Annotated in this window: 21 protein-coding genes; 17 read left to right on the plus strand and 4 right to left on the minus strand. The window is 35.4% G+C overall.

Translation table 11 applies throughout. The annotated features are described in order from the left end of the window. Positions 1 to 414 precede the first annotated feature (414 nt). Positions 415 to 1,305, plus strand: a complete 891-nt coding sequence (locus Q0W95_RS03540; RefSeq protein ID WP_297790064.1) for a GIY-YIG nuclease family protein — start codon at positions 415 to 417, stop codon at positions 1,303 to 1,305. 267 nt (positions 1,306 to 1,572) lie between these two features. Next, on the plus strand, positions 1,573 to 1,818 hold the full coding sequence (locus tag Q0W95_RS03545) for a hypothetical protein (RefSeq protein ID WP_297790066.1): 246 nt from the start codon (positions 1,573 to 1,575) through the stop codon (positions 1,816 to 1,818). A 639-nt stretch (positions 1,819 to 2,457) separates the two neighbouring features. Here Q0W95_RS03545 and Q0W95_RS03550 read toward each other — a convergent pair. After that, positions 2,458 to 2,652 (minus strand): PTS ascorbate transporter subunit IIC, encoded by a 195-nt coding sequence (locus tag Q0W95_RS03550; RefSeq protein WP_297790068.1) that lies wholly within the window; start codon positions 2,650 to 2,652, stop codon positions 2,458 to 2,460. Further along, positions 2,652 to 3,719 carry an SPFH domain-containing protein gene (locus Q0W95_RS03555; RefSeq protein WP_297790070.1) on the minus strand — a complete coding sequence of 356 codons (1,068 nt, stop codon included), beginning with the start codon at positions 3,717 to 3,719 and terminating at the stop codon, positions 2,652 to 2,654. The genes Q0W95_RS03550 and Q0W95_RS03555 overlap by 1 nt, the downstream gene beginning before the upstream one ends. Before the next feature lie 136 nt (positions 3,720 to 3,855). On the opposite strand from Q0W95_RS03555, the gene Q0W95_RS03560 reads away from it, so the two are divergent. Beyond that, the gene (locus tag Q0W95_RS03560) at positions 3,856 to 4,626 is read left to right on the plus strand and encodes an alpha/beta fold hydrolase (protein ID WP_297790072.1); all 771 of its coding nucleotides are present in this window, start codon (positions 3,856 to 3,858) and stop codon (positions 4,624 to 4,626) included. A 44-nt stretch (positions 4,627 to 4,670) separates the two neighbouring features. Here Q0W95_RS03560 and Q0W95_RS03565 read toward each other — a convergent pair whose 3' ends face one another. Then, positions 4,671 to 5,216: a class I SAM-dependent methyltransferase gene (locus tag Q0W95_RS03565; RefSeq protein WP_297790074.1), complete on the minus strand. Its 546-nt coding sequence runs from the start codon at positions 5,214 to 5,216 to the stop codon at positions 4,671 to 4,673. A 319-nt stretch (positions 5,217 to 5,535) separates the two neighbouring features. Between Q0W95_RS03565 and Q0W95_RS03570 the strand changes: the two genes are divergently transcribed. The 7 genes from Q0W95_RS03570 to tkt all read left to right on the plus strand — a co-directional run bounded on the left by Q0W95_RS03570 (position 5,536) and on the right by tkt (position 13,822). After that, positions 5,536 to 6,777, plus strand: coding sequence for a DNA polymerase IV (locus tag Q0W95_RS03570; RefSeq protein ID WP_297790076.1), 1,242 nt, complete (start codon positions 5,536 to 5,538; stop codon positions 6,775 to 6,777). A 90-nt stretch (positions 6,778 to 6,867) separates the two neighbouring features. Then, positions 6,868 to 7,245 (plus strand): GntR family transcriptional regulator, encoded by a 378-nt coding sequence (locus Q0W95_RS03575; RefSeq protein ID WP_297790078.1) that lies wholly within the window; start codon positions 6,868 to 6,870, stop codon positions 7,243 to 7,245. After that, positions 7,238 to 8,332 (plus strand): DUF5808 domain-containing protein, encoded by a 1,095-nt coding sequence (locus Q0W95_RS03580; protein ID WP_297790080.1) that lies wholly within the window; start codon positions 7,238 to 7,240, stop codon positions 8,330 to 8,332. Before Q0W95_RS03575 ends, Q0W95_RS03580 begins: the two co-directional genes overlap by 8 nt. 11 nt (positions 8,333 to 8,343) lie before the next feature. Next, on the plus strand, positions 8,344 to 9,234 hold the full coding sequence (locus tag Q0W95_RS03585; RefSeq protein WP_297790082.1) for an ATP-binding cassette domain-containing protein: 891 nt from the start codon (positions 8,344 to 8,346) through the stop codon (positions 9,232 to 9,234). Beyond that, the gene (locus tag Q0W95_RS03590; protein WP_297790084.1) at positions 9,227 to 10,405 is read left to right on the plus strand and encodes an ABC transporter permease; all 1,179 of its coding nucleotides are present in this window, start codon (positions 9,227 to 9,229) and stop codon (positions 10,403 to 10,405) included. Before Q0W95_RS03585 ends, Q0W95_RS03590 begins: the two co-directional genes overlap by 8 nt. A gap of 75 nt (positions 10,406 to 10,480) precedes the next feature. Beyond that, the gene (locus tag Q0W95_RS03595; protein WP_297790086.1) at positions 10,481 to 11,635 is read left to right on the plus strand and encodes an NADP-dependent malic enzyme; all 1,155 of its coding nucleotides are present in this window, start codon (positions 10,481 to 10,483) and stop codon (positions 11,633 to 11,635) included. 198 nt (positions 11,636 to 11,833) lie between these two features. Beyond that, on the plus strand, positions 11,834 to 13,822 hold the full coding sequence (gene tkt, locus Q0W95_RS03600) for a transketolase (RefSeq protein WP_297790088.1): 1,989 nt from the start codon (positions 11,834 to 11,836) through the stop codon (positions 13,820 to 13,822). A gap of 118 nt (positions 13,823 to 13,940) precedes the next feature. Here the strand turns inward: tkt and Q0W95_RS03605 are convergent, their stop codons facing one another. Then, positions 13,941 to 14,633 (minus strand): GntR family transcriptional regulator, encoded by a 693-nt coding sequence (locus Q0W95_RS03605; RefSeq protein ID WP_297790090.1) that lies wholly within the window; start codon positions 14,631 to 14,633, stop codon positions 13,941 to 13,943. A gap of 134 nt (positions 14,634 to 14,767) precedes the next feature. Between Q0W95_RS03605 and Q0W95_RS03610 the strand changes: the two genes are divergently transcribed. The 7 genes from Q0W95_RS03610 (at position 14,768) to larA (ending at position 21,238) form a co-directional block, all read left to right on the plus strand. Beyond that, complete coding sequence (locus Q0W95_RS03610; protein WP_297790092.1) at positions 14,768 to 15,784, plus strand: zinc-binding alcohol dehydrogenase family protein; 1,017 nt, start codon at positions 14,768 to 14,770, stop codon at positions 15,782 to 15,784. 16 nt (positions 15,785 to 15,800) lie between these two features. After that, positions 15,801 to 16,808 (plus strand): TRAP transporter substrate-binding protein, encoded by a 1,008-nt coding sequence (locus tag Q0W95_RS03615; protein WP_297790094.1) that lies wholly within the window; start codon positions 15,801 to 15,803, stop codon positions 16,806 to 16,808. 9 nt (positions 16,809 to 16,817) lie between these two features. Further along, the gene (locus Q0W95_RS03620; protein ID WP_297790096.1) at positions 16,818 to 17,357 is read left to right on the plus strand and encodes a TRAP transporter small permease; all 540 of its coding nucleotides are present in this window, start codon (positions 16,818 to 16,820) and stop codon (positions 17,355 to 17,357) included. After that, positions 17,357 to 18,646, plus strand: a complete 1,290-nt coding sequence (locus Q0W95_RS03625) for a TRAP transporter large permease subunit (protein WP_297790098.1) — start codon at positions 17,357 to 17,359, stop codon at positions 18,644 to 18,646. Before Q0W95_RS03620 ends, Q0W95_RS03625 begins: the two co-directional genes overlap by 1 nt. A gap of 111 nt (positions 18,647 to 18,757) precedes the next feature. Continuing rightward, positions 18,758 to 19,324, plus strand: coding sequence for a chromate transporter (locus tag Q0W95_RS03630; protein WP_297790100.1), 567 nt, complete (start codon positions 18,758 to 18,760; stop codon positions 19,322 to 19,324). Continuing rightward, the gene (locus Q0W95_RS03635) at positions 19,314 to 19,871 is read left to right on the plus strand and encodes a chromate transporter (protein WP_297790102.1); all 558 of its coding nucleotides are present in this window, start codon (positions 19,314 to 19,316) and stop codon (positions 19,869 to 19,871) included. The genes Q0W95_RS03630 and Q0W95_RS03635 overlap by 11 nt, the downstream gene beginning before the upstream one ends. Positions 19,872 to 19,963: 92 nt before the next feature. Then, positions 19,964 to 21,238, plus strand: a complete 1,275-nt coding sequence (gene larA / locus Q0W95_RS03640) for a nickel-dependent lactate racemase (protein ID WP_297790104.1) — start codon at positions 19,964 to 19,966, stop codon at positions 21,236 to 21,238. Positions 21,239 to 21,359: the final 121 nt, after the last annotated feature.

Consider the following 21,359-nt stretch of genomic DNA (forward strand, 5'->3'; position numbering starts at 1 on the left):
ATTATATGAGGATATTGTAAAGGAATTTCAAAGTAAGATAAAAAATAAATATAATATCCAAATATTAGACTTAGATATTTAAAGTATGTAGGGGTCGGTATGTACTTTAAGATATAATGATGAAAAATACTAAAATCACATAGGGATATAATATGACTAATATTAAATATTTTATTGACAATGACTTTATAAAGTAAAATCAGAAAATCTAGCAAAAAAACTATGAAATTAACTAACAGTTCTTGTGATTATTATGCTATTTAGAGAAGAGTAAATAAATTAATTTAATATAACAATTAAAGTCTGATAGATTTCTAATTGTAATTTATCAGGCTTTTTTCATTGAGAAACATTCAAATACAAAATTTCAAACTGGTATAATAAAGCTAAATAATTAATCTTTGGGGTGGAACAATGAAAAGTGGCAAAAATTTCAATCTTTTTTTAATGGATGGAGAAGTTACTGGTAGAATAAAGTGTACCTTATCAAATTGGACAGGCTTAGCTTATAAAGTTCCTAGGCCATATCTTGAAAAATGTAAGGACAGACAAGATTTAAAGCAAAGTGGAGTTTATTTTTTATTTGGCAAGAACGATGCCGGAGATGACGAAGTTTATATCGGCCAAGCTGGAATAAGAAAAAATGGTGAAGGAGTTCTATTTAGGGTATCAGAACACTTAAAAGACGAAATTTATTTTTCGGAAGCAGTTATGTTAACAACTCAAAACAATTCATTTGGACCTACAGAAATCTCATATTTAGAAAATAAATTTACCAATATGGCCATAGATGTGGATAGGTATAAAGTAAGAAATGGAAATGATCCAAACACTGGTCATGTAACAGAAGAAAAAGAATCAGAATTGGAAGATTTTGCTGAATATTCTAAAATGGTACTTGGTGTTTTAGGCTATAAAATTTTCGTTCCAATAGTTAAGAAAGCATTAAAAATAGAAAATAAAATCGATGATGATGAAATATTTTATCTAAGTAGTAAAACAAAAAAATCAGGAAAAAGTATTAATGCCACATGCAAAAGAACAAGTGAAGGTTTTGTCGTATTAAAAGATAGTATGATAGAGACTATTGATTCAAAAAGTTTACCAAATAGTATAAAAGAACTAAGGGATAAGTGCAAGGCTAATAATGAAATATTTGATGGTAAACTAACAAAAAATTATTTATTTAATAGCCCATCATATGCAGCTATGTTTGTACTTGGGATGAGTAGAAATGGTAAAACTGAATGGAAAACTAAAGCAGGCATAACATTAAAAGCATTAGAAGAAAAAGAAATTCAATAAAACTGTGGCTTTAAGAGATAAAAATTATCTTTTTTATTGGCGATATATTAACGTTTTTTAAATATGGTATAGAAACTATTTTTATAAAGAGTTTAAAATGCAAAAGTTAGATGTATCAAATAGTTGGAGTTTTAGGGGTTATTTTGCAAAATGTTTTGGCAAGCAAGAAGAAATTATGGATCAGCTATTTGGTCTTTAAGTAGAATAAAGGATAAGTGTTAAGAAAAATTATTTGAAGCTTTGCATTAAAAATATGGAGGGAAATTTATGGAGAAAAATAAGGCTAAGGTAGGACTTAGTTTTGGAATATTTAGTGTGTTTTTTATAAGTTCGGTCTTGATGTTAATAGCAAATTTTATTTCTCGTAATTTGTTGTTATTAGCTATGGTAAAGATGAATTATGTTACAGAAATACCTATTATAGCAGAACCAATATTAGTTGGTTTGAGTGGATTATGCTTAGTTATCTCTGGATTTTCCTTAGGCTTTAGTTTGTATTTTATTAGAAAATAATTAATTACAAATAATATTGTAATCCCCAAATTCATAATTTAACTGACCTCAAAAAGTTAGACATAAAAACTAAGCAAAGGAGATCAGTTTTTTAATGGCAAAATATAGTAAAGAATGCAAAATGAGAATTGTATAAAAGGAAGGATAAGCTTTAAAAATTAAGAGCAAATATAAGCTTTCTAATAAGGAAATGGTAAATCGATGGTTAAAAGACTTTATAGAAAAAGGCATAGAAGAACAAAACTCCAAAAGAGAGTACGATCTTAAAAAATTCCAAAGTTCATAAATCAATCAATCCACATCAAGCTTAGAAGTAAACGGCATTGTTAACCTATGTTAAGAAAATAAAACAGCTTAGACAACTTACCAATGGAAAAATTCTTTGGAATATTAAAATAAGAAATATCTTAGGGAAATATATTCTACTTATAAGATCACTTAAAGCAAACAACTGAATGTTTTAAAAATATTATAACGAAAAAGAATAAAACTTATCAATAGTAGAATATAGAAAGAAGAATGTAGCATAAAATTTCCTACACAGAAGGGGAGGAGGACAAAGAAAAACCAGAGCTAGAATTAAATCTTACTCTGGCCTTAGTTTTAGGGTTACCTTATGTTAGTCTTACAGTCTTATCTTTACTCTATATCTAAGTCTATTGGTTCATCTATTGTTTCTGATACATATTTGCCGTCTTTTTTTCTTTGCTTTACACACTCTGTTAGTAGATATTCTATTTGTCCATTGATGGATCTAAAATCATCTTCTGCCCATTGGGCTATCTGTGCGTATAGTTTTTCTGATACCCTTAGGGGTATTTGTTTTTTTGCCATTAATACAAGCTTCCTGTATTGACTATAGGGCTTGCTTCGTGGTTGCCACAAAGAACTACTAGGAGGTTTGATACCATGGCTGCTTTTCTTTCTTCGTCTAGGTCTATTACGCTATTTTCTTCAAGTTTAGCAAGAGCCATCTCGACCATTCCCACAGCTCCATCTACAAGCATAGCTCTAGCATCTATTAGGGCTGACGCTTGCTGTCTTTGTAGCATGGCAGCTGCGATTTCTGATGCGTAGGATAGGTGGGTTATTCTTGCTTCTATTATTTCAAGTCCTGCAAATTCTACTCTTTCTTGGATTTCTTCTTTAATCCTTCTAGCGACAATTTCGCTTGAACCTCTGAGTGATCCATCGTCAGGTTCTCCATCGCCTGTCGTGTCAATTTCATAGTGAGGGTTCACATCGTAAGGGTATTGGCGGACTATATTTCTTAGGGCAGTATCGGTTTGAAGGGATAGGTATTCCTTGTAGTTATCTACATTGAAGACTGCCTTGGCTGTATCATTTACCTTCCACATTACAGCTATACCGATTTCTATTGGATTTCCTAGGTAGTCATTTATTTTCTGCTTGCTATTATTTAAGGTCATGACTTTGAGTGATATTTTTTTGCTAGGAATCTGGTAAGAAGTTGTTTTACCAGAAGGGCTTATTTGACTAGTTCCGTCGCTAACATCTTGGGATTGACCTAATTTCGTATTTGAAGCAGGATTTACTGCAGATACGAAAGGATTAACATAATAGAAGCCTTCACCCTTGAGGGTTCCAATATATTTACCGAAAAGTGTTAGAACCAAGGATTCTTGTGGTTTTAAAATCTTAAGACCCAAGAGAATAATCCAACCAAAGAGTACATAGGCTATAGCTATAACAAAAAAAACAATGTTTAAGCTAGAATAATCTCCACTATCGAGAATATTTCCATTAACCACAATAGTTAAGATAGCTCCAGCCAGTAGGGCTAGGTAGATAATTAAGACAACAATCCCCGTCTTTTTTGCTTTAAGAATTTTTTCTTCTACAATATTAGTATTTTCGATTTTATTTGAAAACTTGTCCATACTTCCTCCTTTATTCATATTGATATCATTATGATATCATTGATTTTTTATTTAGTCAAGAATACTTGATAAATTTCATATGGACTTTACTAGACTTTAATATTAATTTTGGGGTAGATATAGGCTAGGAGGTTTTATGAAGTATTTTTATAAAGATATAAGGGCGATAAATAACGATATCATCAGAGGCGTTTTGAATACTCCTGATGATTTCGATAAAGAGAAGAAATATACACCTATAATTTTTTTGCATGGACTTATGGATGATAGAAATGGTATAAATTACATGTCAATCCAACACGCCAAGTACCTTACGGCAGCAGGATATATTGTTTATAGGTTTGATTTTAGGGGGTGTGGAGAAAGTGAGGGTAGCTTTTTCGACTTAACTTTCACAAGGCAAATTGAAGATGCTAGTCTAATTTATGATAGTATTTATGAAGAAGATTTTGTGGACAAGGATAGGATTTTTTTGAGGGCTCATTCTATGGGAGGAGCAGTTGCTATTAAAATTGCCGAGCTCAAAAATCCTAGAGGTCTCATTCTGTATGCTCCAGGGAGCAATTATTCCATAGAAAATTCTAGTTTGATAAGGTCATTAGATTACTTGGCTAAGAGTAAGGAAGCTTTTGAAAAAGACCTAGGAGGGTTAAAACTATCGGTAAAAATTGCAGAAGATAGCAAGAAATATGATTTTATAAAAATGGCAAGAGCCTATGAGGGGGCTGTTCTTTTGGTAAGAGGTGAGGATGATCCTGTAATTTCAAAAGAATCTATGGAAAGCTTAGAAAAAAATTTCAAGTTATGCAAGTACATAGAAATCCCCAATATTGGTCATAATTTTACAAATTATGAGAAAAGGCTAGATTTATTTGCCCTTACAAATAAATTTATTCGTGAAAATTAATAAAAGGAAGTGTCTTATCATTTAGGAAGCTAAGTCAAATCACCTTAGAATTTTTTCTCGATTATGATGATGTAGGGAGCACTTGTTCCCTTGTTGGGAAAATTCAGTTTAAGGATGGCGTAGTCCTTGGGAGGAAGACTCTTTATGAAAGTCTCAATTTTTTCAGCTTCAATCCTTCCTTGGTCATGGCCAGGATATAGGCTAAGGCAAACTTTTCCACCTTTTCTGAGCAAGGTAAGGAGCTTTTTTAGGCTTAGCAGGGTAGACTCTGAGAGGGTAGTGATGGACTTATCCCCATTAGGAAGATAGCCTAAGTTGTAAATAGCAAGGTCTATGGGTTCTTTTATGTAGGAATCTATATTTTCGTGGCTATCTAGGATGAAGGTAAAGTTGTCTCTTGGGCCTAAAAGACTTTCGGTGTTTTCCTTAGCTGACTTTTGGATATCAAAAGCTACAAGCTTTTTTGGATTTAGTTCATCAATAATGAAAAAACTATCATTTCCATTACCAGCAGTCATATCAACAGCAAGTTTTATATTTTTCTCATTTATCAAAATCTTTTTGACAAGATTTGTTATTCTTTCAATCATCTTTTAACTCCTCTTGGACTTTACTAGCAAATTTGCTCTTATATTGTATGAAGAATTAGCTTCATATTAGCAAGATACATAGACTATTAGACCTTTACAATTTTTTTAACTTCTATTGTTGATTTTAGTAAGAAAGTCAGGGGATGTTTTAATTTCTTGATTTTTGAATCCTTTAGCAAGAACCCTAGCCTAGCCAAGGTCGTTAAATGACCTTTATGTAAGGATACTATTGACAAAAGACACTAAGAGTCCTATAATGTAATCAAGTCATTTATTGTCTGATTATACATTTATAGTCTATAAAATTCAAGGAGATAGTATGAAAAGAGTAATCTTACATTCAGATATGAACGCATGTTATGCATCAATAGAGGCGAAGTTGAATCCTAAGCTAAGGGGAATTCCTATGGCAGTCGCAGGTAATCCTAAAAACAGGCATGGGATTATCCTTGCCAAGAGTCAGCAGGCCAAAGAAATGGGGGTGAAGACAGGGGAAGCTATTTGGCAAGCTAGGGCAAAGTGTCCTGATCTCACCCTAGTTCCTCCTCAATACGACCAGTACCTAAAGCATTCTAAGATGGCAAAGAAAATCTACTACGACTATACCAACCAAGTTGAGCCCTTTGGTCTTGATGAATGTTTTCTTGATGTATCAGGGTCAACTCATCTTTTTGGAAGTGGGGAAGAGATAGCCAATGAAATTCGCCAAAGAATGAAGGAGGAGCTGGGGATAACGGTGAGTGTTGGGGTAAGTTTCTGTAAAATTTTTGCTAAACTCGGCTCTGATATGAAAAAGCCCGATGCTGTAACGATAATTGAAGAGAAAAATTTTAGGGAAAAAGTATGGCCTCTTCCTGTTGGAGAAATGGTTGGAATTGGTAGGGCTACTGAAAGGAAACTTAATAGAATAGGAATTTTTAGCCTAGGAGAGCTTGCCCAAAGTGATCCAGACCTTCTCAAAGGTCTTTTAGGAATTAACGGTGTCTACCTATGGGAGTATGCCAATGGTTTAGATATTCGTCCAGTCCATGATAGAGACTACCAAGAGCCAATAAAAACTATTGGCAATTCTTCAACTTGCAGGAAGGATTTGCTTAATAACAGGGAGGTCTTCAACGTCCTTCAAGAGCTTTCCTTTCAGGTATCAAGGAGGATGAGAGAAGCTATGCTTGAGGCAAGTGGAGTAGAGATTTTTGTAAGAAACAATCAGCTCCAATCCTTTCACTACCAAAGTCCAATCAAACTTGCAAGCCAATCTTCCATAGTTCTCGCAAGAGCAGGTTTCGACCTATTTAGGGATAAGTATAAGTGGGACTTTCCAGTTAGAGCTGTGGGAATTAGGGCGATAAAGCTTAGACAAGAAGGCGGAGGTAGCCAAATGGATGTATTTTCTGACTATAAAAAATTTATAAAAGATGAAAAGTGTGATACTGCTATCTACAAGATAAGAAAAAAATATGGCAAAAAATCTATTAGCTTCGCCTCTCTTAGCAGAGATATCAAACTTCCAGAAGAATTGAATGAAATAATAACCTTGCCAATGACTCATTACAATTCTTAATTTACCTGCCTTGGGCAGGTTTTTTTGTTTGTTATTTACAAGTTGCTAGACTTGTTATATAATAACTATAACAAAAAGAAAGGAGGGATTATGTTTTTAGAAATTGATTTTTCATCCGACCTAGCAATTTATGAACAAATTAGACGAGGGATTATTAAGGCTTTGGCTAAAAATAATTTGGATTTTGGGCAAGCCTTACCATCGGTTAGGCAATTGGCAGGAGAGATTGGAGTTAACCTTCACACTGTAAATAAGGCCTACAAGATGTTAGAAGAAGATGGAATCATTGTTATGGATAGGCGTTATGGTTCTAAGATTGTCGATAAGGCTTGCGATATTACAGGAAGTCAAAAGGAAAAAATTGTAGAAGAACTTGAGTTTATAACTGCTCTTGCCAAGGTTAAAAAATTGAAGAAAGATGCTTTGGACGAGCTTATAAGAAATATTTGGGAGGGAAATTATGAGTGAAGCTAATAGGATGGCCATATTTTATGGACTTATAATAATTATACTAAGTCTAATTCAAGCCTTTGTAACTTCATATTCTAAGAGGGGCTATGTCCTCGGAGTAAGGTTTGCTGAAGGAGTTGAAAAGGATGAAAAAGTTAGAAAGATAGTAAAAGATTATAAGATTTTGACTATCCTTATAGGATTTTCTTTGGCTATTTTTGTAATGATTTTAAGTTATCTTGTGGAAAATTTATTCTTGTTAAATTCTGTCTATATTCTTTCAATTTTTCTAAGCTATATTCCCCTAGTTCTTGCCAATAAGAAGCTAAAGATTCTTTCCAAAAATCAAAAACTAGATAAGAGGAAATTTGTAAGCCTTGATTATTCTAAGGCAAAAATATTTAACAAGAAGGAGTTCTTCGGCCTTTACCTAGGTCTTCTCCTTATAGTGATAATTTTTGCCGTAAAAATCCACCTGGACTATGAAAACTATCCAGCTAAGTTAATAATGCATATGAATAGCCGAGGAGAGGTAGATAGAATGGCTGCTAAGTCTTACTTATCTGTCCAGTCCCCAACTATTGTAAGTTTTTTAATGCTTGCTGTGATGTTTATTTCTAATCTTTCCCAACTTCTATCAAAGATGAGGATAAGTCCTGATATGCCTGAAGAATCCTTGGACAGGCTCTTGGAAACTAGAAGGATTTGGACCTATTATTTTGCTACAAGTTCGATTTTACTTATAGTTCTTTTTCAGGTTGGAATTTCTTCCTTTATTAAGACAGGAGATGACTTGATTGTCAAGGTCTTGGGCATAATTACTGTAGGATTTTCTATTGGTGGAAGTCTTCTTATAGGAAGATTTAGGTCAGTTGATGGGTCAGCCTTAAACAAAACTGGCAAGTATGGCTATGAGGAAGAGGATGATAAGTGGATTTTGGGTGGACTTATTTATTATAATCCAGACGACCCAGCCATGTTTGTCGAAAAAAGAGTTGGAGTAGGAAGCACAATGAATTTTGCCAACACTTGGGTTAAGCTCTTATTTGCTATAGTTTTGATTCTTCCGTTTGTCTTAGGCTTTTTCCTTATGATATTTGAATGATAGGAGATATTATGTTAGAGATTAAAAATGTATCCAAGTCCTTTGCTAAGGTCAAGGCCTTGGATGATGTGAGTTTTGTGGTAGAGAAGGGAGACCTTTTTGGTCTTATTGGGCAAAATGGAGCAGGTAAATCTACGCTCTTTAGGTGTATAATGGACTTTTTCGATTCTTTTGAGGGAGAAATCCTCTATGGTGGAGTTCCCATGAGGAAAATTCCCCTAGAAAAAATTGGCTTTCTCCCAGAAGAAAGGTCTCTTTCACCTAAAAAGACTATTGAAGAAGAAATCAGATATTTTGCTAGGCTAAATTTGATGAAAAATTTGGATGATAAGACCCTCCAATATTATTTCGATAAATTTGAGATAAAGGGTAGGCTAAGGGATAAAATCAAGGACTTATCCAAGGGTAACCAACAAAAGGTTCAACTTTTGGCAAGCCTTATCTATAAACCAGAATTTCTAATCTTGGATGAGCCATTTTCGGGTCTCGATCCTTACAATATTAGCCTTTTGCAAGATATAATCAAAGAGGTAAACGAGGCTGGAACTACCATAATTTTCTCATCTCACAATATGGAAAATATAGAAGATATGTGTAACAAGCTAGTCATGCTCAAGAATGGGAAAATTGTCCTAAATGGATCGCCTAAAGAAATAAGAAATTCTTATCCAAAAGATAAAATTCTTATAGAATGTGAGGGAGAAATTGCTGATATCCTCGATGATTTTCCTCTTACCTACAAAAAAGAAGATAAAACTTACAAGTTAAGGTTACAAAATCCAGAGGATGGAAGAAAAATCTATCAGAGATTAAGCCAAAGATTCGATTATATACCAGTTTTTGCCCAAACTCCTCCAAGTTTGAATGAGATATTTACAAGAAAGGTGGAAGAAGATGTCTAGATTTTGGACAGTTGCCATAGATTCGTGGAAAAAACAAATGAAGTCCATAAGTTTTTGGATTATGGTTCTCTTGCCTATTATAATGATGGGAGCAAGTGGAGCTATAGCCTACTTTTCCCAAGATTCAAATGTCAAGGATACCTATATAGTATGTGATGAAAAAATAGGAAAATATTTTGAAAGTATGCCTGGCTTTAAAATTTCAGATAAGGCTAAGGCAAAAAAGGCCTTGGAAGATAAAAAAATAGGAAGTTTTGCAGAAATCAAAGAAGAAAATGGTTCTCTTCTAGCAGATTTTCATACAAAAAATATTAACTCTCAAGCTATTCTAGCCTTTAATGGAGCCTTGAAGGAGATTCAAAATGCTTTAAATATTGAAAATTCAGGATTAAGTCCTGATAAGCTAGAGATTTTACAAAGAAAGGCCTCCTTTAAGCTTGTAGAAGAAGGCTCTGAGTCTGAGATAATGTACTTTGCTTATTTTGCCCTAGTTTTTTATATGTATATGATGTTAATAATGTATTCTAACATCATAGTTGTAGAAATTGCTACAGAAAAAGGTTCTAAGATGATAGAATTTATCTTTTCATCAATTAGGGCTGGCAAGTATTTTGCAGGAAAAATTTTTGGGAATTTCTTAGCGATTCTCACCCAAACTGGCCTTTATGGGGTGCTCGGAATAATAGGCTACTTGGGAGCAAAAACCTTGGGCGTCCTAGAAAAATTCAACATCAACCTAAAATCCTACCTAGGTGAAATAAACATTATTATGCTAGCGGAAATTGGGATTTTAGTTATCCTAAGCCTGTTGATTTTTATGATAGTAGCTGCTATGCTTGGCTCTCTTGCTCAAAAGCAAGAAGACGCAGGCAAGGTCGCAAGTCCTATGATGCTTGTGATAATTTTTGCCTTTGCTCTAGCTATGACCTTCATGAATAGGGATGAGAATATCCTAATCAAAGTTCTATCCTACCTACCTTTCCTTTCTGTTTTCTTCATGCCTTTGAGGATGATAAAGGCAAGCGTTGGACTTGGAGGAGGCCTTATCGCCATTCTAATTATGGTCGTGGCAATATTTGTCGTCTATAAACTTGCAAGTAAGGTTTACAAGAAAAACATATTAAATTACACGTCTACATCTTTCATGAAGAAGTTATTTAGAAGAGCCTAGCTTGGGCTCTTCTTTTTTATTTCAAAAAATCGTTTTCTATGTTAAAATTATAGTATAGAGATAAAGGAGTTTTGTATGAATGTATATGAAAAAGCTTTAGAAAAACACGAAAAATGGCAGGGGAAAGTTGCGACTTTAGTTAAGGCAAAAGTCAACAACGCAGAGGATCTGACCTATGCTTATACACCAGGTGTTGCTGAGCCTTGTAGGCAAATAGCCAAGGACCCTAGCAAGGCCTATACCTACACATCAAAGGCAAACACAATTGCTGTTGTTAGTGATGGGTCAGCCGTCTTAGGACTTGGAAACATCGGAGCTAAGGCAGCCATGCCTGTTATGGAAGGAAAGGCAGTTTTATTCAAGGAATTTGGTGGTGTGAATGCTGTGCCAATAGTTTTGGATACACAAGATGCTGACGAAATCATCAATGTTGTAAAGACTATAGCCCCTGGCTTTGGGGGAATCAACCTTGAGGATATTTCCTCCCCAAGATGTGTCTATATAGAAGAAAAACTCAAGGAGATTCTCGATATACCAGTTTTTCACGATGACCAACATGGAACAGCTATCGTAACTCTCGCTGCCCTAATCAATGCCTTAAAGATAGTGGGAAAGAAAAAAGAAGATATTAAACTTGTGATTTCTGGGGCAGGAGCAGCAGGCTATTCTATAGCTAAACTTTTGAGAGATTATGGAGTGGTAAATATTATAGTTTGCGATTCTAAAGGAGCTATTAATAAAGACCACCTCGAAGGGTCTAATCCTGTAAAGGCAAGGATTGCAGGATTTACCAACCAAGGAAACTTCAAGGGTAGCCTTAAAGAAGCTATGGTTGAGGCAGATGTTTTTGTAGGAGTATCTGCACCAAACATAATAGATGGAAATGATATCAAAAATATGAATGAAGGAGCCATTGTTTTTGCCATGGCAAATCCAGTTCCAGAAATAGCTTATGAAGAAGCAAAAAAAGCTGGAGCAAGGATTATAGCGACAGGTAGGAGCGATTACCCAAACCAAATCAACAATGTCCTAGCTTTTCCAGGAATATTCAAGGGAGCATTAAATTCTCACGCCAAAGCCATAACCGACGAGATGAAATTGCAGGCAGCCAAAGCCCTTGCCGAAATGGTAGGAGAAGATAAATTAAATGAAGAATATATAATACCAGCCGCCTTCCAAGCCCATGTAGCAGAAAAAGTAGCTAAGGCAGTCGAGGACTTATCAAGATAAATCTCTCCTTAGGGGGAGATTTTTGCTTTTAGGGGGCTATAGCTCATATAAGATGAAAGATTATGGATAATGCAAGTAAGCAAATCGCATAAAAGTTTGGCGGTCTATGAAAAATTTTATAGGAGAAGATTTTTTGGCTTAAAATTGGTGAAATTTATAGTAAAGTAATAGGTAGAAAATAAATAATAAGGAGATTAAATGTTTACTAATAATGATAAGTTGGCAGTTAATGCGATAAGAGCTTTATCTGTTGCTCAAATAGAAAAGGCTAACAGTGGCCACCCAGGTCTTCCAATGGGGGCTTCTCCTATGGCTTATGTTCTATACAATAAAATCTTAAAGGCAAATCCTAAAAATGCTTCTTACTTTGATAGGGATAGGTTTATCCTTTCAGCAGGTCATGGCTCAGCTATGCTTTATTCTTTAATTCATTTGGCTGGCTACAAGTTAAGTATAGACGACCTAAAGAATTTTAGGCAAATCGACTCTCTTACTCCAGGTCATCCTGAATTTGCTCATACAGAAGGGGTTGAAGTTACAACAGGGCCTCTTGGTCAAGGGATTGCCCAAGCAGTTGGTATGGCAGTAGCTGAAAAACACATGGCTGCCCTATACAACAAGGATGATATAAAAGTAATAGACCACTATACTTATGCTCTTTGCGGAGACGGAGACCTAATGGAGGGTGTTTCTTATGAAGCTATGAGCTTAGCTGGACATTTAAATCTCAATAAACTTGTTGTCCTCTATGATTCAAATGATATCTGCCTTGATGGCGATCTTTCTACATCATTTTCTGAAAATGTGGAGGCTAGGGTAAGGGCACAAGGCTGGAATTATATCAAAGTTACTGACGGCAACGACCTAGATAAAATCTATGAAGCCCTAGAAAAGGCTAAGAATAACGAACAAGGCCCAACCCTTATTGAAGTTAAAACTATAATCGGCTATGGGTCAGCTAATCAAGGAACAAACAAGGTTCACGGAGCACCTATCGGGGCTGATGATTTTAAAGTTGCCAAGAAAGTTTATGGTTGGGACTACCAAGACTTTGAAGTTCCAGAAGAAGTTTATCAAATATTTGCTGAAGGAATCGGTAAAAGAGGCGAAAAGGCCAACCAAGTATGGGAAGAAACCCTAAAGACCTACCAAGAAAAGTACCCACAAGACTACGAGGAATTGATGGCAGGGATTAACAGAGAACTTCCAAAAAACTTTATTGACCGAGTAAAAAAATACGACTCCTCAATGAAAGATATAGCTACAAGAGCTTCTGGTGGAGAAATCATCCAAGACCTAGCCAAAATCACAAGAAACTTCTGGGGAGGTTCGGCAGATCTCTTCTCATCAAACAAGACCAACATCAAAGACTCTGATCCCTTCAGAGATGAGAGTCCATGTGGAAGAAATATTTGGTACGGAGTTCGTGAATTTGCCATGGCAGCTATAGGAAACGGAATAATGGCTCACGGGGGAAGCTTCCACCATGTTTCAACCTTCTTTGTATTTGCAGACTACCTAAAAGCAGCTGTAAGACTATCAGCACTTTCTGGCCACCCATTGACCTACGTCATGACCCACGATTCCATAGCTGTAGGAGAAGATGGTCCAACTCACGAGCCAATCGAACAACTTGCTATGCTTAGGGCAATACCAAACACCATAGTCCTAAGACCAGCAGATGCTAATGAAACAAGACTTGCCTGGAAAGTTGCCCTAGAAAGCAAGACTAGTCCAGTTGTAATAGCTTTAACCAGACAAAATGTTCCAAACCTAAAAGAAACAGAAAATATAACTGGGATAGAAAAGGGAGCTTATGTAATAAAAGATAGGGAAAATCCAGACCTAATCTTAATTGCAACAGGCTCTGAAGTAAGCCTTGCCCTAGAAACAGCCAAAGCTCTCGAAAAAGATGGTAAAAAAATCAAAGTGGTATCTATGCCATCCATGGAACTATTCAGAGCCCAAGATGAAGAATACAAAAACCAAGTAATCAACAAAGAGGTTAAAAAAGTATCCATAGAGATGGGGACAAGCTTCGGATGGAGTGAATGGACAGGAACTTGTGGCCTAAACATAGGCATAGACAGATTTGGAATATCAGGCAAGGGAGATCTAGTCCAAAAAGAACTTGGCTTTAGTGTGGAAGAAATCAAAGAAAAAATCACAAACAAATTTTTCAAATAATAATAAATAAAGACAAGAAAAATGCGGAAGTAAGATAATAAACAAGCTGATTTCCAAAGTTGTCCTATAAGCAACTCAAGAAATCAGCTTAATCTTTTTACTGCCACATTTTATCAAGTTAATTATAACTTTTAAAATAGTCTGGATATTTTTCACTCAACTCATTCATATCATCTACAAGTTCATTTATGTGATTTTTAAGGATTTTTGATGCATTTTCAGCGTCTTTATTAATCATGAACTGCAAGATTTTTTCGTGCTCGTCAATATAATTTTTTTCCCTAATATTAGCCTTTAGCCTAAGGATTCTCATCCTTACCAAGTAGGATGTATTATTTTCGATAATTGAAGGTATTTTTCTATACCCTAGCTCTTCAAAGATAAGATTATGGAATTTATTATCAAGAGCCAACAATTCTTCAAATTCTTTGGAACTGTGCAATAATTTTTCCTTTTCTATAATTTCCTTAAAAACTTCTAAGTTGTCCAAGCAATCTTTCTTGCACACTTCTATAACGGCTTTTTCCTCAAGACTTGATCTAAAAAATAAAAGCTCTTTGCTCATATCAATATCAAAATATGAAATGAAAGTTCCTATTTGAGGCTTTACATCAATAAGTAAATTTGCCCTAAGGCTTGTGAAAGCTTCTCTTACAGGAGTTCTACTCAAATTTAAAATCTCTGAAATTTGGTTTTCGCTTATCTTCTCTCCAGGTTCTAAATTTAAAAATTCTATGTTGTAAACCATGTTACGAATTACATATTCTTTTGTTTTTTCCTTGCTTTTTTTATCTAAAACTTTAAAATTCATTTAATCACCTCCTATATTATATCAGATTTTAATAAAAATATATATTAAGTATTGACAACCTAAGAGGATAATGTTATCCTATAAGTGCAAGAATACTAGTATACTAGAATACAAGAAAAATTTTGGAGGAATTTATGAAAGCTGTAAGAATTAATAAGCCTTATGATTTAGAGATTGTCGATTTAGAAGAAATTCAAATCAAGGATAATGATGATGTGAAAATAAAAATTAAGGCTGTAGGAATTTGTGGTTCCGATATAGGAATTTACAATGGCTCAAATCCAATGGCAAAATATCCAAGGATAATAGGTCATGAAATGACTGGAGTAGTTGAGGAAGTTGGAAGTGATGTTAAGAACCTAAAGGTAGGAGATCATGTTGCTGTAGATCCAGTTATAAATTGTGGACATTGCAAAAACTGCAAGACAGGAAGGGTAAACATTTGCGAGGACCTAAAAGTTAGAGGCGTACATGTTGACGGAGGTTTCCAAGAGAAGATAGTAGTTAAAGAGCATCAAGCCTACAAGTTAGATCCTTCTATGCCATGGAATAAGAGTGTGCTAGTTGAACCATTCTCTATAGGATTTCAAGCAAATCAAAGGGCTAAGGTTTCTAAAGGAGATGTGGTATTTGTTATGGGAGCTGGCAGTATTGGACAAACTGTTGGAAGAGTTTCTCAATATTTTGGGGCGAAGGTATTCACATCAGATATGGATCCTAAGAAATTAGAAAGAGCCCAAAGATATGGAATGGTTACGATAGATGCTAGAATCGAAGATCCAGCAGAGGTTATTAAAAAATACAATAATGGAAGATTGGCTGATGTAGTTGTAGATGCTATATGCACACCGAAAACATTTGAACAAGCTGTAAAACTTGCAGCAAGTGCTGGTACAGTAGTCAATTTAGGATTTTCTACCCAAGCTTCAGAGATTTGTTCGGTAGATATTACATCTAAGGAGCTTGATGTTGTTGGTTCAAGATTAAGCAATAGGAGATTTCCTGAAGTTATAGAGGGATATAATTCTGGACGCCTTCCTTTTGATGATTTGGTAAGCCATGAGATGAGCTTTGAAGAAGTTGAAGATGCTATAAAGATGATAATGGATAAGGATATTTATACTGAAAAAGTAATTTTGATGTTAGATTAATTTAGGGGAGCGAGCAATGAAAAGAAATAAAATATTGTGTTTAGCACTTGCTTTAGTATTATTATTTTCATTCTCTTCTTGCAAAAACGATACCACAGGAAAAGGAGGACAACTTGTAAAAGTAGCTACAGTTGTCGCTCCGACACATCCTGTAAATATTGCGATTAGAGAAGTATTTCTGCCAATGATTGAGAAAGAAACAGGAGGTAGGTATAACGTCCAATTATATGATTCTGGTAGACTTGGTGGAGAAAAACAACTTTTTGACTATACAAGGTCTGGAATTATAGAAATTACAGCTGTTGGAACTGTAATGTGGTCAGAGATAGATATGATGGCGACACCTGATTTCCCTTTTATTTTTAGAGATGTTAAGCATGCTAGGAAAGTATATGAGGGAGAGATAGGCGATGAGATAGCAAAGTACTTAGAAGATAGAGAACCTTTAAAGTTTATGGCTTGGGCTCCTAATGGTGCAAGGGTTTTCTCATCATCAAAAGACCTTAAATCTATAGACGACTTTAAGGGACAAAAGCTAAGGATGCCTAACAATCCTATCCATGTAAAACTTGCCGAGGCCTTAGGGGCAAATGTAGTGATAATGGATATGAGCGAAGTATTTACTTCTCTTGAGCAAGGAGTTATAGAAGGCCAGGACAACCCTCTATCTACCTTTAGACAAGAAGGTTGGTATACAGTTTCTAAGGATATTTATGAAACAAATCACATGGTATCTTCGATTGAGATGTTAGGAAATAAGGAGTTTCTTGAAAGCTTGCCAGAAGAAGATAGAGCAGTTTTTGAGAAGGCTGCAAAATTAACAGCTCAAAGAGCTTGGGACATATATGAGCAGAGTATAGAAGATGATAAGAAATTCTTGAAGGAAAAAGGAATAAATATAACTGAACCAAGCGAAGAGGACTTCAAGAAGATGAGAGAGATGGCTAAACCTGTTTATGATTATTTATTTAATAAGTATGATTGGGCAGAAGACCTTGTCAAAAGAATTCAAGATGTGAAATAGGAGAAATGCATGAACAATTATAAAAAGTTTTTCAAATTGATAGATATTTTGCTAGGGATTATGATGGGTATAATGGTCGTTTTTGTTTTTCTTAATGTAGTTTTAAGGTTTGTATTTAATACGGGTCTTGCTTTTTCGGAAGAAGTTTCAAGATATACCTTTGTTTTCATGACCTTTATAGGGGCGATTGTTGCTATGAGAGAAGGCGAGCACTTATCAGTTGATATGTTGGTTAAGAGATTTCCTAAGAAGGGTCAAATTATATCTAGCATTATTGTAAACGTTATTTCTTTGGTGATGATGGTGATTTTAATGCTTGGGTCAGTAAAAATGGTTATTCAAAGTAGTGGAGCAAGAACTGCTGTTTTAGGACTTCCTTTCTCATTTTTGTATTCAATCTGTATTTTGTCAAGTGTGTGCATAGGGATATTGGCTGTAGAGAAAATATATTTGGCTATAAAATATCCTGACAAATTTAAACTACAAGCAAGTGATTATATAGAAAAAGAATTTGAGAATAACAAGCATGATGTTAAGGAGATAGACTAATGACACTAATAGTATTTATAATTTCGTTATTAGGATCGATGGCGATAGGTTTACCTATAGCTTTTGCTCTTATATTTAGTGGTGTAAGCATGCTTGCTTACCTAAATGGATTTGATGTACAAATAATTTCTCAAAATATGTTTAATGGTGCTGATAGTTATTCTATGATGGCTTTGCCATTTTTCATGTTGGCTGGAGATTTGATGAATAGGGGTGGACTTACAAATAGGTTAGTAAAGGCTGCTAGTGCTTGGGTAGGACATTTTAGAGGTGGCCTTGGTTATGTAACTATTATAGCAACCTTGTTGTTTGCAAGTATGGTTGGCTCAGCAGTAGCATCTACAGCGGCTTTGGGCGGAATCCTTATTCCTATGATGGTTAAGGCAAATTATGACAGGGATGATGCAACAGGACTTGTAGCAGCATCAAACCTGCTTTCTCCAATCATGCCTCCTTCTGCACCAATGATTGTCCTTGGAGTTACGGCGAGTATTCCAGTTTCTCATCTATTCTTGGCTGGCGTAGCACCTGCTATATACATATCAGCCGGCTTAGCCCTTATGTGGTTTATTGTTGCTAAGAAAAGAAACATTAGCCCACTTGCCAAAAAGCCTTTCAAAGAGAGAATGAAGGCTACAACAGATGCTATTTGGGCTATCCTTATGCCAGTTGGAATTTTGCTTGGTCTTCAGACTGGAGCTTTCACACCAACAGAAGCCGGAGTTTTTGCTGTAGTTTATTCCCTAATAATAGGTTTATTTGTCTACAAGGAACTTTCTCCAAAAGATTTATTAGAGGGTCTTATTGGTTCAGCAAAATCAGCTGCTACAATAATGTTTCTTGTTGCAGCATCAGCAATTTCTTCTTGGGTAATGACCGTTGCAAACATACCTATCCTAGTGTCTAATCTACTTCATCCATTCATAGGCTCTCCTAGACTATTGATGTTAATAGTCCTAGGCTTGATTCTAGTTATTGGAACAACAATGGATGTAAATCCAACTATCCTAATACTAGCACCTGTTGTGCTACCAGTAATCAAGGAAGCAGGAATAAATGAAGTGTATTTTGGGGTTGTATTTGTAATTTCAATAGTAATGGGACTTCTTACACCACCAGTTGGAACGGTGCTTAATGTGGCTAGTGCGGCAGGTGAGATAAGCATGGAAAGAGTTGTAAAATCAGTATTGCCATTCTTGATGGTTGAAGTTATCATCATAATTCTTATGATAGTATTCCCACAAATTGTTATAGGTCCTTTCGAGTTATTGGCAGGAGTACAAGTATAATTACTTTTCACACAGACGAGTTTGCTAGCTCGTCTTTTTTTTGGATTTAAACTTAACAATAATAATATAAATGGTAGAATGGTAAGACTAGTAAAAAATTAAGGAGGTCCTATGGGAAGAAGCGAGAAGTTAGTTAAGCTTTTTTTGTCCACCTTGTACTTATCTGCCTTTACCTTTGGGGGTGGCTATGTAATTATTTCTTTGATGAAGGATACTTTTGTGGATAGGCTTGGTTGGATTGATAAGCAAGAGATGCTCGATATGACTGCCCTTGCCCAATCTGCACCAGGGGCTGTCGCAATAAATGCTGCTGTAGTGGTTGGTTTCGAGACTTGTGGAATTTTGGGGATGCTTGTTGCTATCCTTGCAACTATCCTTCCTCCTCTTATCATAATTTCTATTATATCTATCTTCTATAAGGCCTTTATTGCTAATAAGTATATTGCGATTTTTCTCAAGGGGATGCAGGCTGGAGTTAGTGCTTTGATTTTTAAGGTTGTTTATGATATGACCTGTGATTTGTTGAAGGAAGAGGCTAAGTATCTTTTCGCTATCATGGTCCTAAGTTTTGTGGCTGGATTTTTCTTTAAGGTAAATATAGTTTATATAATTATGACTTTGATTGCTTTGGGTGCGGTCTATTCGTTAGTTAAGAAGGGAGAAGGAAGTGCTAATTAATCTTTATATAACTTTTTTTAAGATTGGACTTTTTTCTTTTGGTGGAGGCTACGCAGCTCTTCCTTTGATTCAACAGGAAGTTGTAGCTAGTAATAATTGGCTTAGCACCAATGAATTTAACGACCTTATTACCATAAGTCAGATGACTCCAGGACCTATTGCCATAAATTCTGCGACCTTTGTTGGGACAAGGGTTTATGGGTTGCAAGGGGGGCTTGTTGCAACCTTAGGATGCGTTACGCCTTCTCTGATTATTGTAGGCATGTTAGCTTATTTTTATAAGAAATACAAGAATCTTACAACAATTTCCAATATTTTATATTTTTTAAGACCTGCTATAATTTCTATGATTTTGATAGCGGGAGTTGAGATTTTGAGGACAGCTATTTTTGCTGACGGGAGGATGAGTTTTTCAAATTTTGACTACTATATGCTAGTTTTGTTTATTCTTTCGTTTTTGGTAATGGTTAAGAGGAAAACAGATCCAATAAAGCTTATGCTAGGATCTGGACTTGTTTATTTATTAATTAATTTGTGGTGTAGGTAAGGGGACTTGAATAAAACTTGAAATTCAAGTTCTTATTCTATATAATAAAAGAAAAGCTTTTCATGAAGAGGGCTAATAAAAAAGGAGTTTTTATGAAAATTAGATTGCCATATGACAAAACTTTCCAAGAAACAGAAATTGAAGATTCAAGAATCTTAGGAATTTTAAATTCCCATCTTGAAGAATATCATCCAGAAGATGATCAAGAAACCATTGTAAGAAAGGCAATGGAAGCACCAATTGAGTCAAAAAGACTAAAAGAGCTTGCAGTAGGAAAGGACAAGGTTGTAATTCTTATAAGCGATCATACAAGACCAGTGCCAAGTAAGTATATACTTCCTCTAATGTTAGGAGAAATCAGGGAAGGAAACCCTGATGCAGATATTACCCTCCTTGTAGCTACAGGTTGCCACAGAAATTCAAGCAAGGAAGAGTTGATTTTTAAACTTGGTGAAGAAATCTACAATAACGAAAAAATTTACATCCACGATTGCGATGATGAAGATATGCTTGTAACCCTTGATGAGAAACTTCCTTCAGGAGGAGATATAGTTGTAAATAAGCTTGCTGCCGAGGCAGACCTTCTTGTAGCTGAAGGCTTTATTGAACCACATTTCTTTGCAGGATTTTCTGGAGGTAGAAAGTCAGTTTTTCCAGGATGTTGTTCAAGAAAAACTATTATGTATAACCACAACTCAGAATTTATAGACAGTGCCTATGCAAGAACTGGAAATCTCGAAAATAACCCTATCCACAGGGATATGATTGCAGCTGCTAGAGCCCTAGGCCTAAATTATATAGTAAATGTTGTAATTAACTCAGAAAAGAAAGTCATCCATGCAGTTGCTGGAGACCTTGAAAGAGCCCATGAAGCAGGGACAAGTTGGCTAAAAGATAAGGCTGGAGTTGATAAAAAACTTGCTGATATAGTTCTTACATCAAATGGTGGCTACCCACTTGACCAAAATATCTACCAAACAGTTAAGTCAATGACAGCAGCTGAAGCAAGCCTAAAAGATGGTGGTGTTATAGTAGTTTCATCCAAATCAGGAGATGGGACAGGAGGTGATGCCTTCCACAAGGCCTTCCTAGACGAGCCAGTCGTTGAGAAACTTTACCAAAAATTCTTGGATACAGATAAGATTGATACCATACCTGACCAATGGGAATCACAAATTCTTTGTAGAATTCTCCTAAAAGCTAAGGCGGTGATTTATGTGTCCGATTATGATCCGAAAATCCTCAAAGACTTCCATCTAGTTCCAGTAAAAACTCTCGATGAAGCTATGGAAAAAGCCGACGAACTAATGGGAAAAGATAGCACAGTAACAGTAATTCCAGATGGAATTGCAGTAATAGTTAGATAAAAAAGAGGCCATGAGGCCTCTTTTAAATTACGCTAAAATAATACTTGCGACTAAAACAATATTTCTATAGCCTTTGAAGGCCTCCCCTTACTTCCGTCTTTTAACATAAGTAAAATCAAGG

This window comes from uncultured Anaerococcus sp. (assembly GCF_947253225.1).
Lineage (GTDB): Bacteria > Bacillota > Clostridia > Tissierellales > Peptoniphilaceae > Anaerococcus.

Coding starts and splice junctions, on each gene's coding strand:
- Q0W95_RS03590 (WP_297790084.1), top strand. CDS start 9,227: ATGTCTAGATTTTGGACAGTTGCCATAGATTCGTGGAAAAAACAAATG.
- Q0W95_RS03560 (WP_297790072.1), top strand. CDS start 3,856: ATGAAGTATTTTTATAAAGATATAAGGGCGATAAATAACGATATCATC.
- Q0W95_RS03595 (WP_297790086.1), top strand. CDS start 10,481: ATGAATGTATATGAAAAAGCTTTAGAAAAACACGAAAAATGGCAGGGG.
- Q0W95_RS03620 (WP_297790096.1), top strand. CDS start 16,818: ATGAACAATTATAAAAAGTTTTTCAAATTGATAGATATTTTGCTAGGG.
- Q0W95_RS03565 (WP_297790074.1), bottom strand. CDS start 5,216: ATGATTGAAAGAATAACAAATCTTGTCAAAAAGATTTTGATAAATGAG.
- Q0W95_RS03545 (WP_297790066.1), top strand. CDS start 1,573: ATGGAGAAAAATAAGGCTAAGGTAGGACTTAGTTTTGGAATATTTAGT.
- Q0W95_RS03625 (WP_297790098.1), top strand. CDS start 17,357: ATGACACTAATAGTATTTATAATTTCGTTATTAGGATCGATGGCGATA.
- Q0W95_RS03570 (WP_297790076.1), top strand. CDS start 5,536: ATGAAAAGAGTAATCTTACATTCAGATATGAACGCATGTTATGCATCA.
- larA (WP_297790104.1), top strand. CDS start 19,964: ATGAAAATTAGATTGCCATATGACAAAACTTTCCAAGAAACAGAAATT.
- Q0W95_RS03615 (WP_297790094.1), top strand. CDS start 15,801: ATGAAAAGAAATAAAATATTGTGTTTAGCACTTGCTTTAGTATTATTA.
- Q0W95_RS03580 (WP_297790080.1), top strand. CDS start 7,238: ATGAGTGAAGCTAATAGGATGGCCATATTTTATGGACTTATAATAATT.
- Q0W95_RS03610 (WP_297790092.1), top strand. CDS start 14,768: ATGAAAGCTGTAAGAATTAATAAGCCTTATGATTTAGAGATTGTCGAT.
- Q0W95_RS03540 (WP_297790064.1), top strand. CDS start 415: ATGAAAAGTGGCAAAAATTTCAATCTTTTTTTAATGGATGGAGAAGTT.
- Q0W95_RS03585 (WP_297790082.1), top strand. CDS start 8,344: ATGTTAGAGATTAAAAATGTATCCAAGTCCTTTGCTAAGGTCAAGGCC.
- Q0W95_RS03605 (WP_297790090.1), bottom strand. CDS start 14,633: ATGAATTTTAAAGTTTTAGATAAAAAAAGCAAGGAAAAAACAAAAGAA.
- tkt (WP_297790088.1), top strand. CDS start 11,834: ATGTTTACTAATAATGATAAGTTGGCAGTTAATGCGATAAGAGCTTTA.
- Q0W95_RS03575 (WP_297790078.1), top strand. CDS start 6,868: ATGTTTTTAGAAATTGATTTTTCATCCGACCTAGCAATTTATGAACAA.
- Q0W95_RS03550 (WP_297790068.1), bottom strand. CDS start 2,652: ATGGCAAAAAAACAAATACCCCTAAGGGTATCAGAAAAACTATACGCA.
- Q0W95_RS03630 (WP_297790100.1), top strand. CDS start 18,758: ATGGGAAGAAGCGAGAAGTTAGTTAAGCTTTTTTTGTCCACCTTGTAC.
- Q0W95_RS03555 (WP_297790070.1), bottom strand. CDS start 3,719: ATGGACAAGTTTTCAAATAAAATCGAAAATACTAATATTGTAGAAGAA.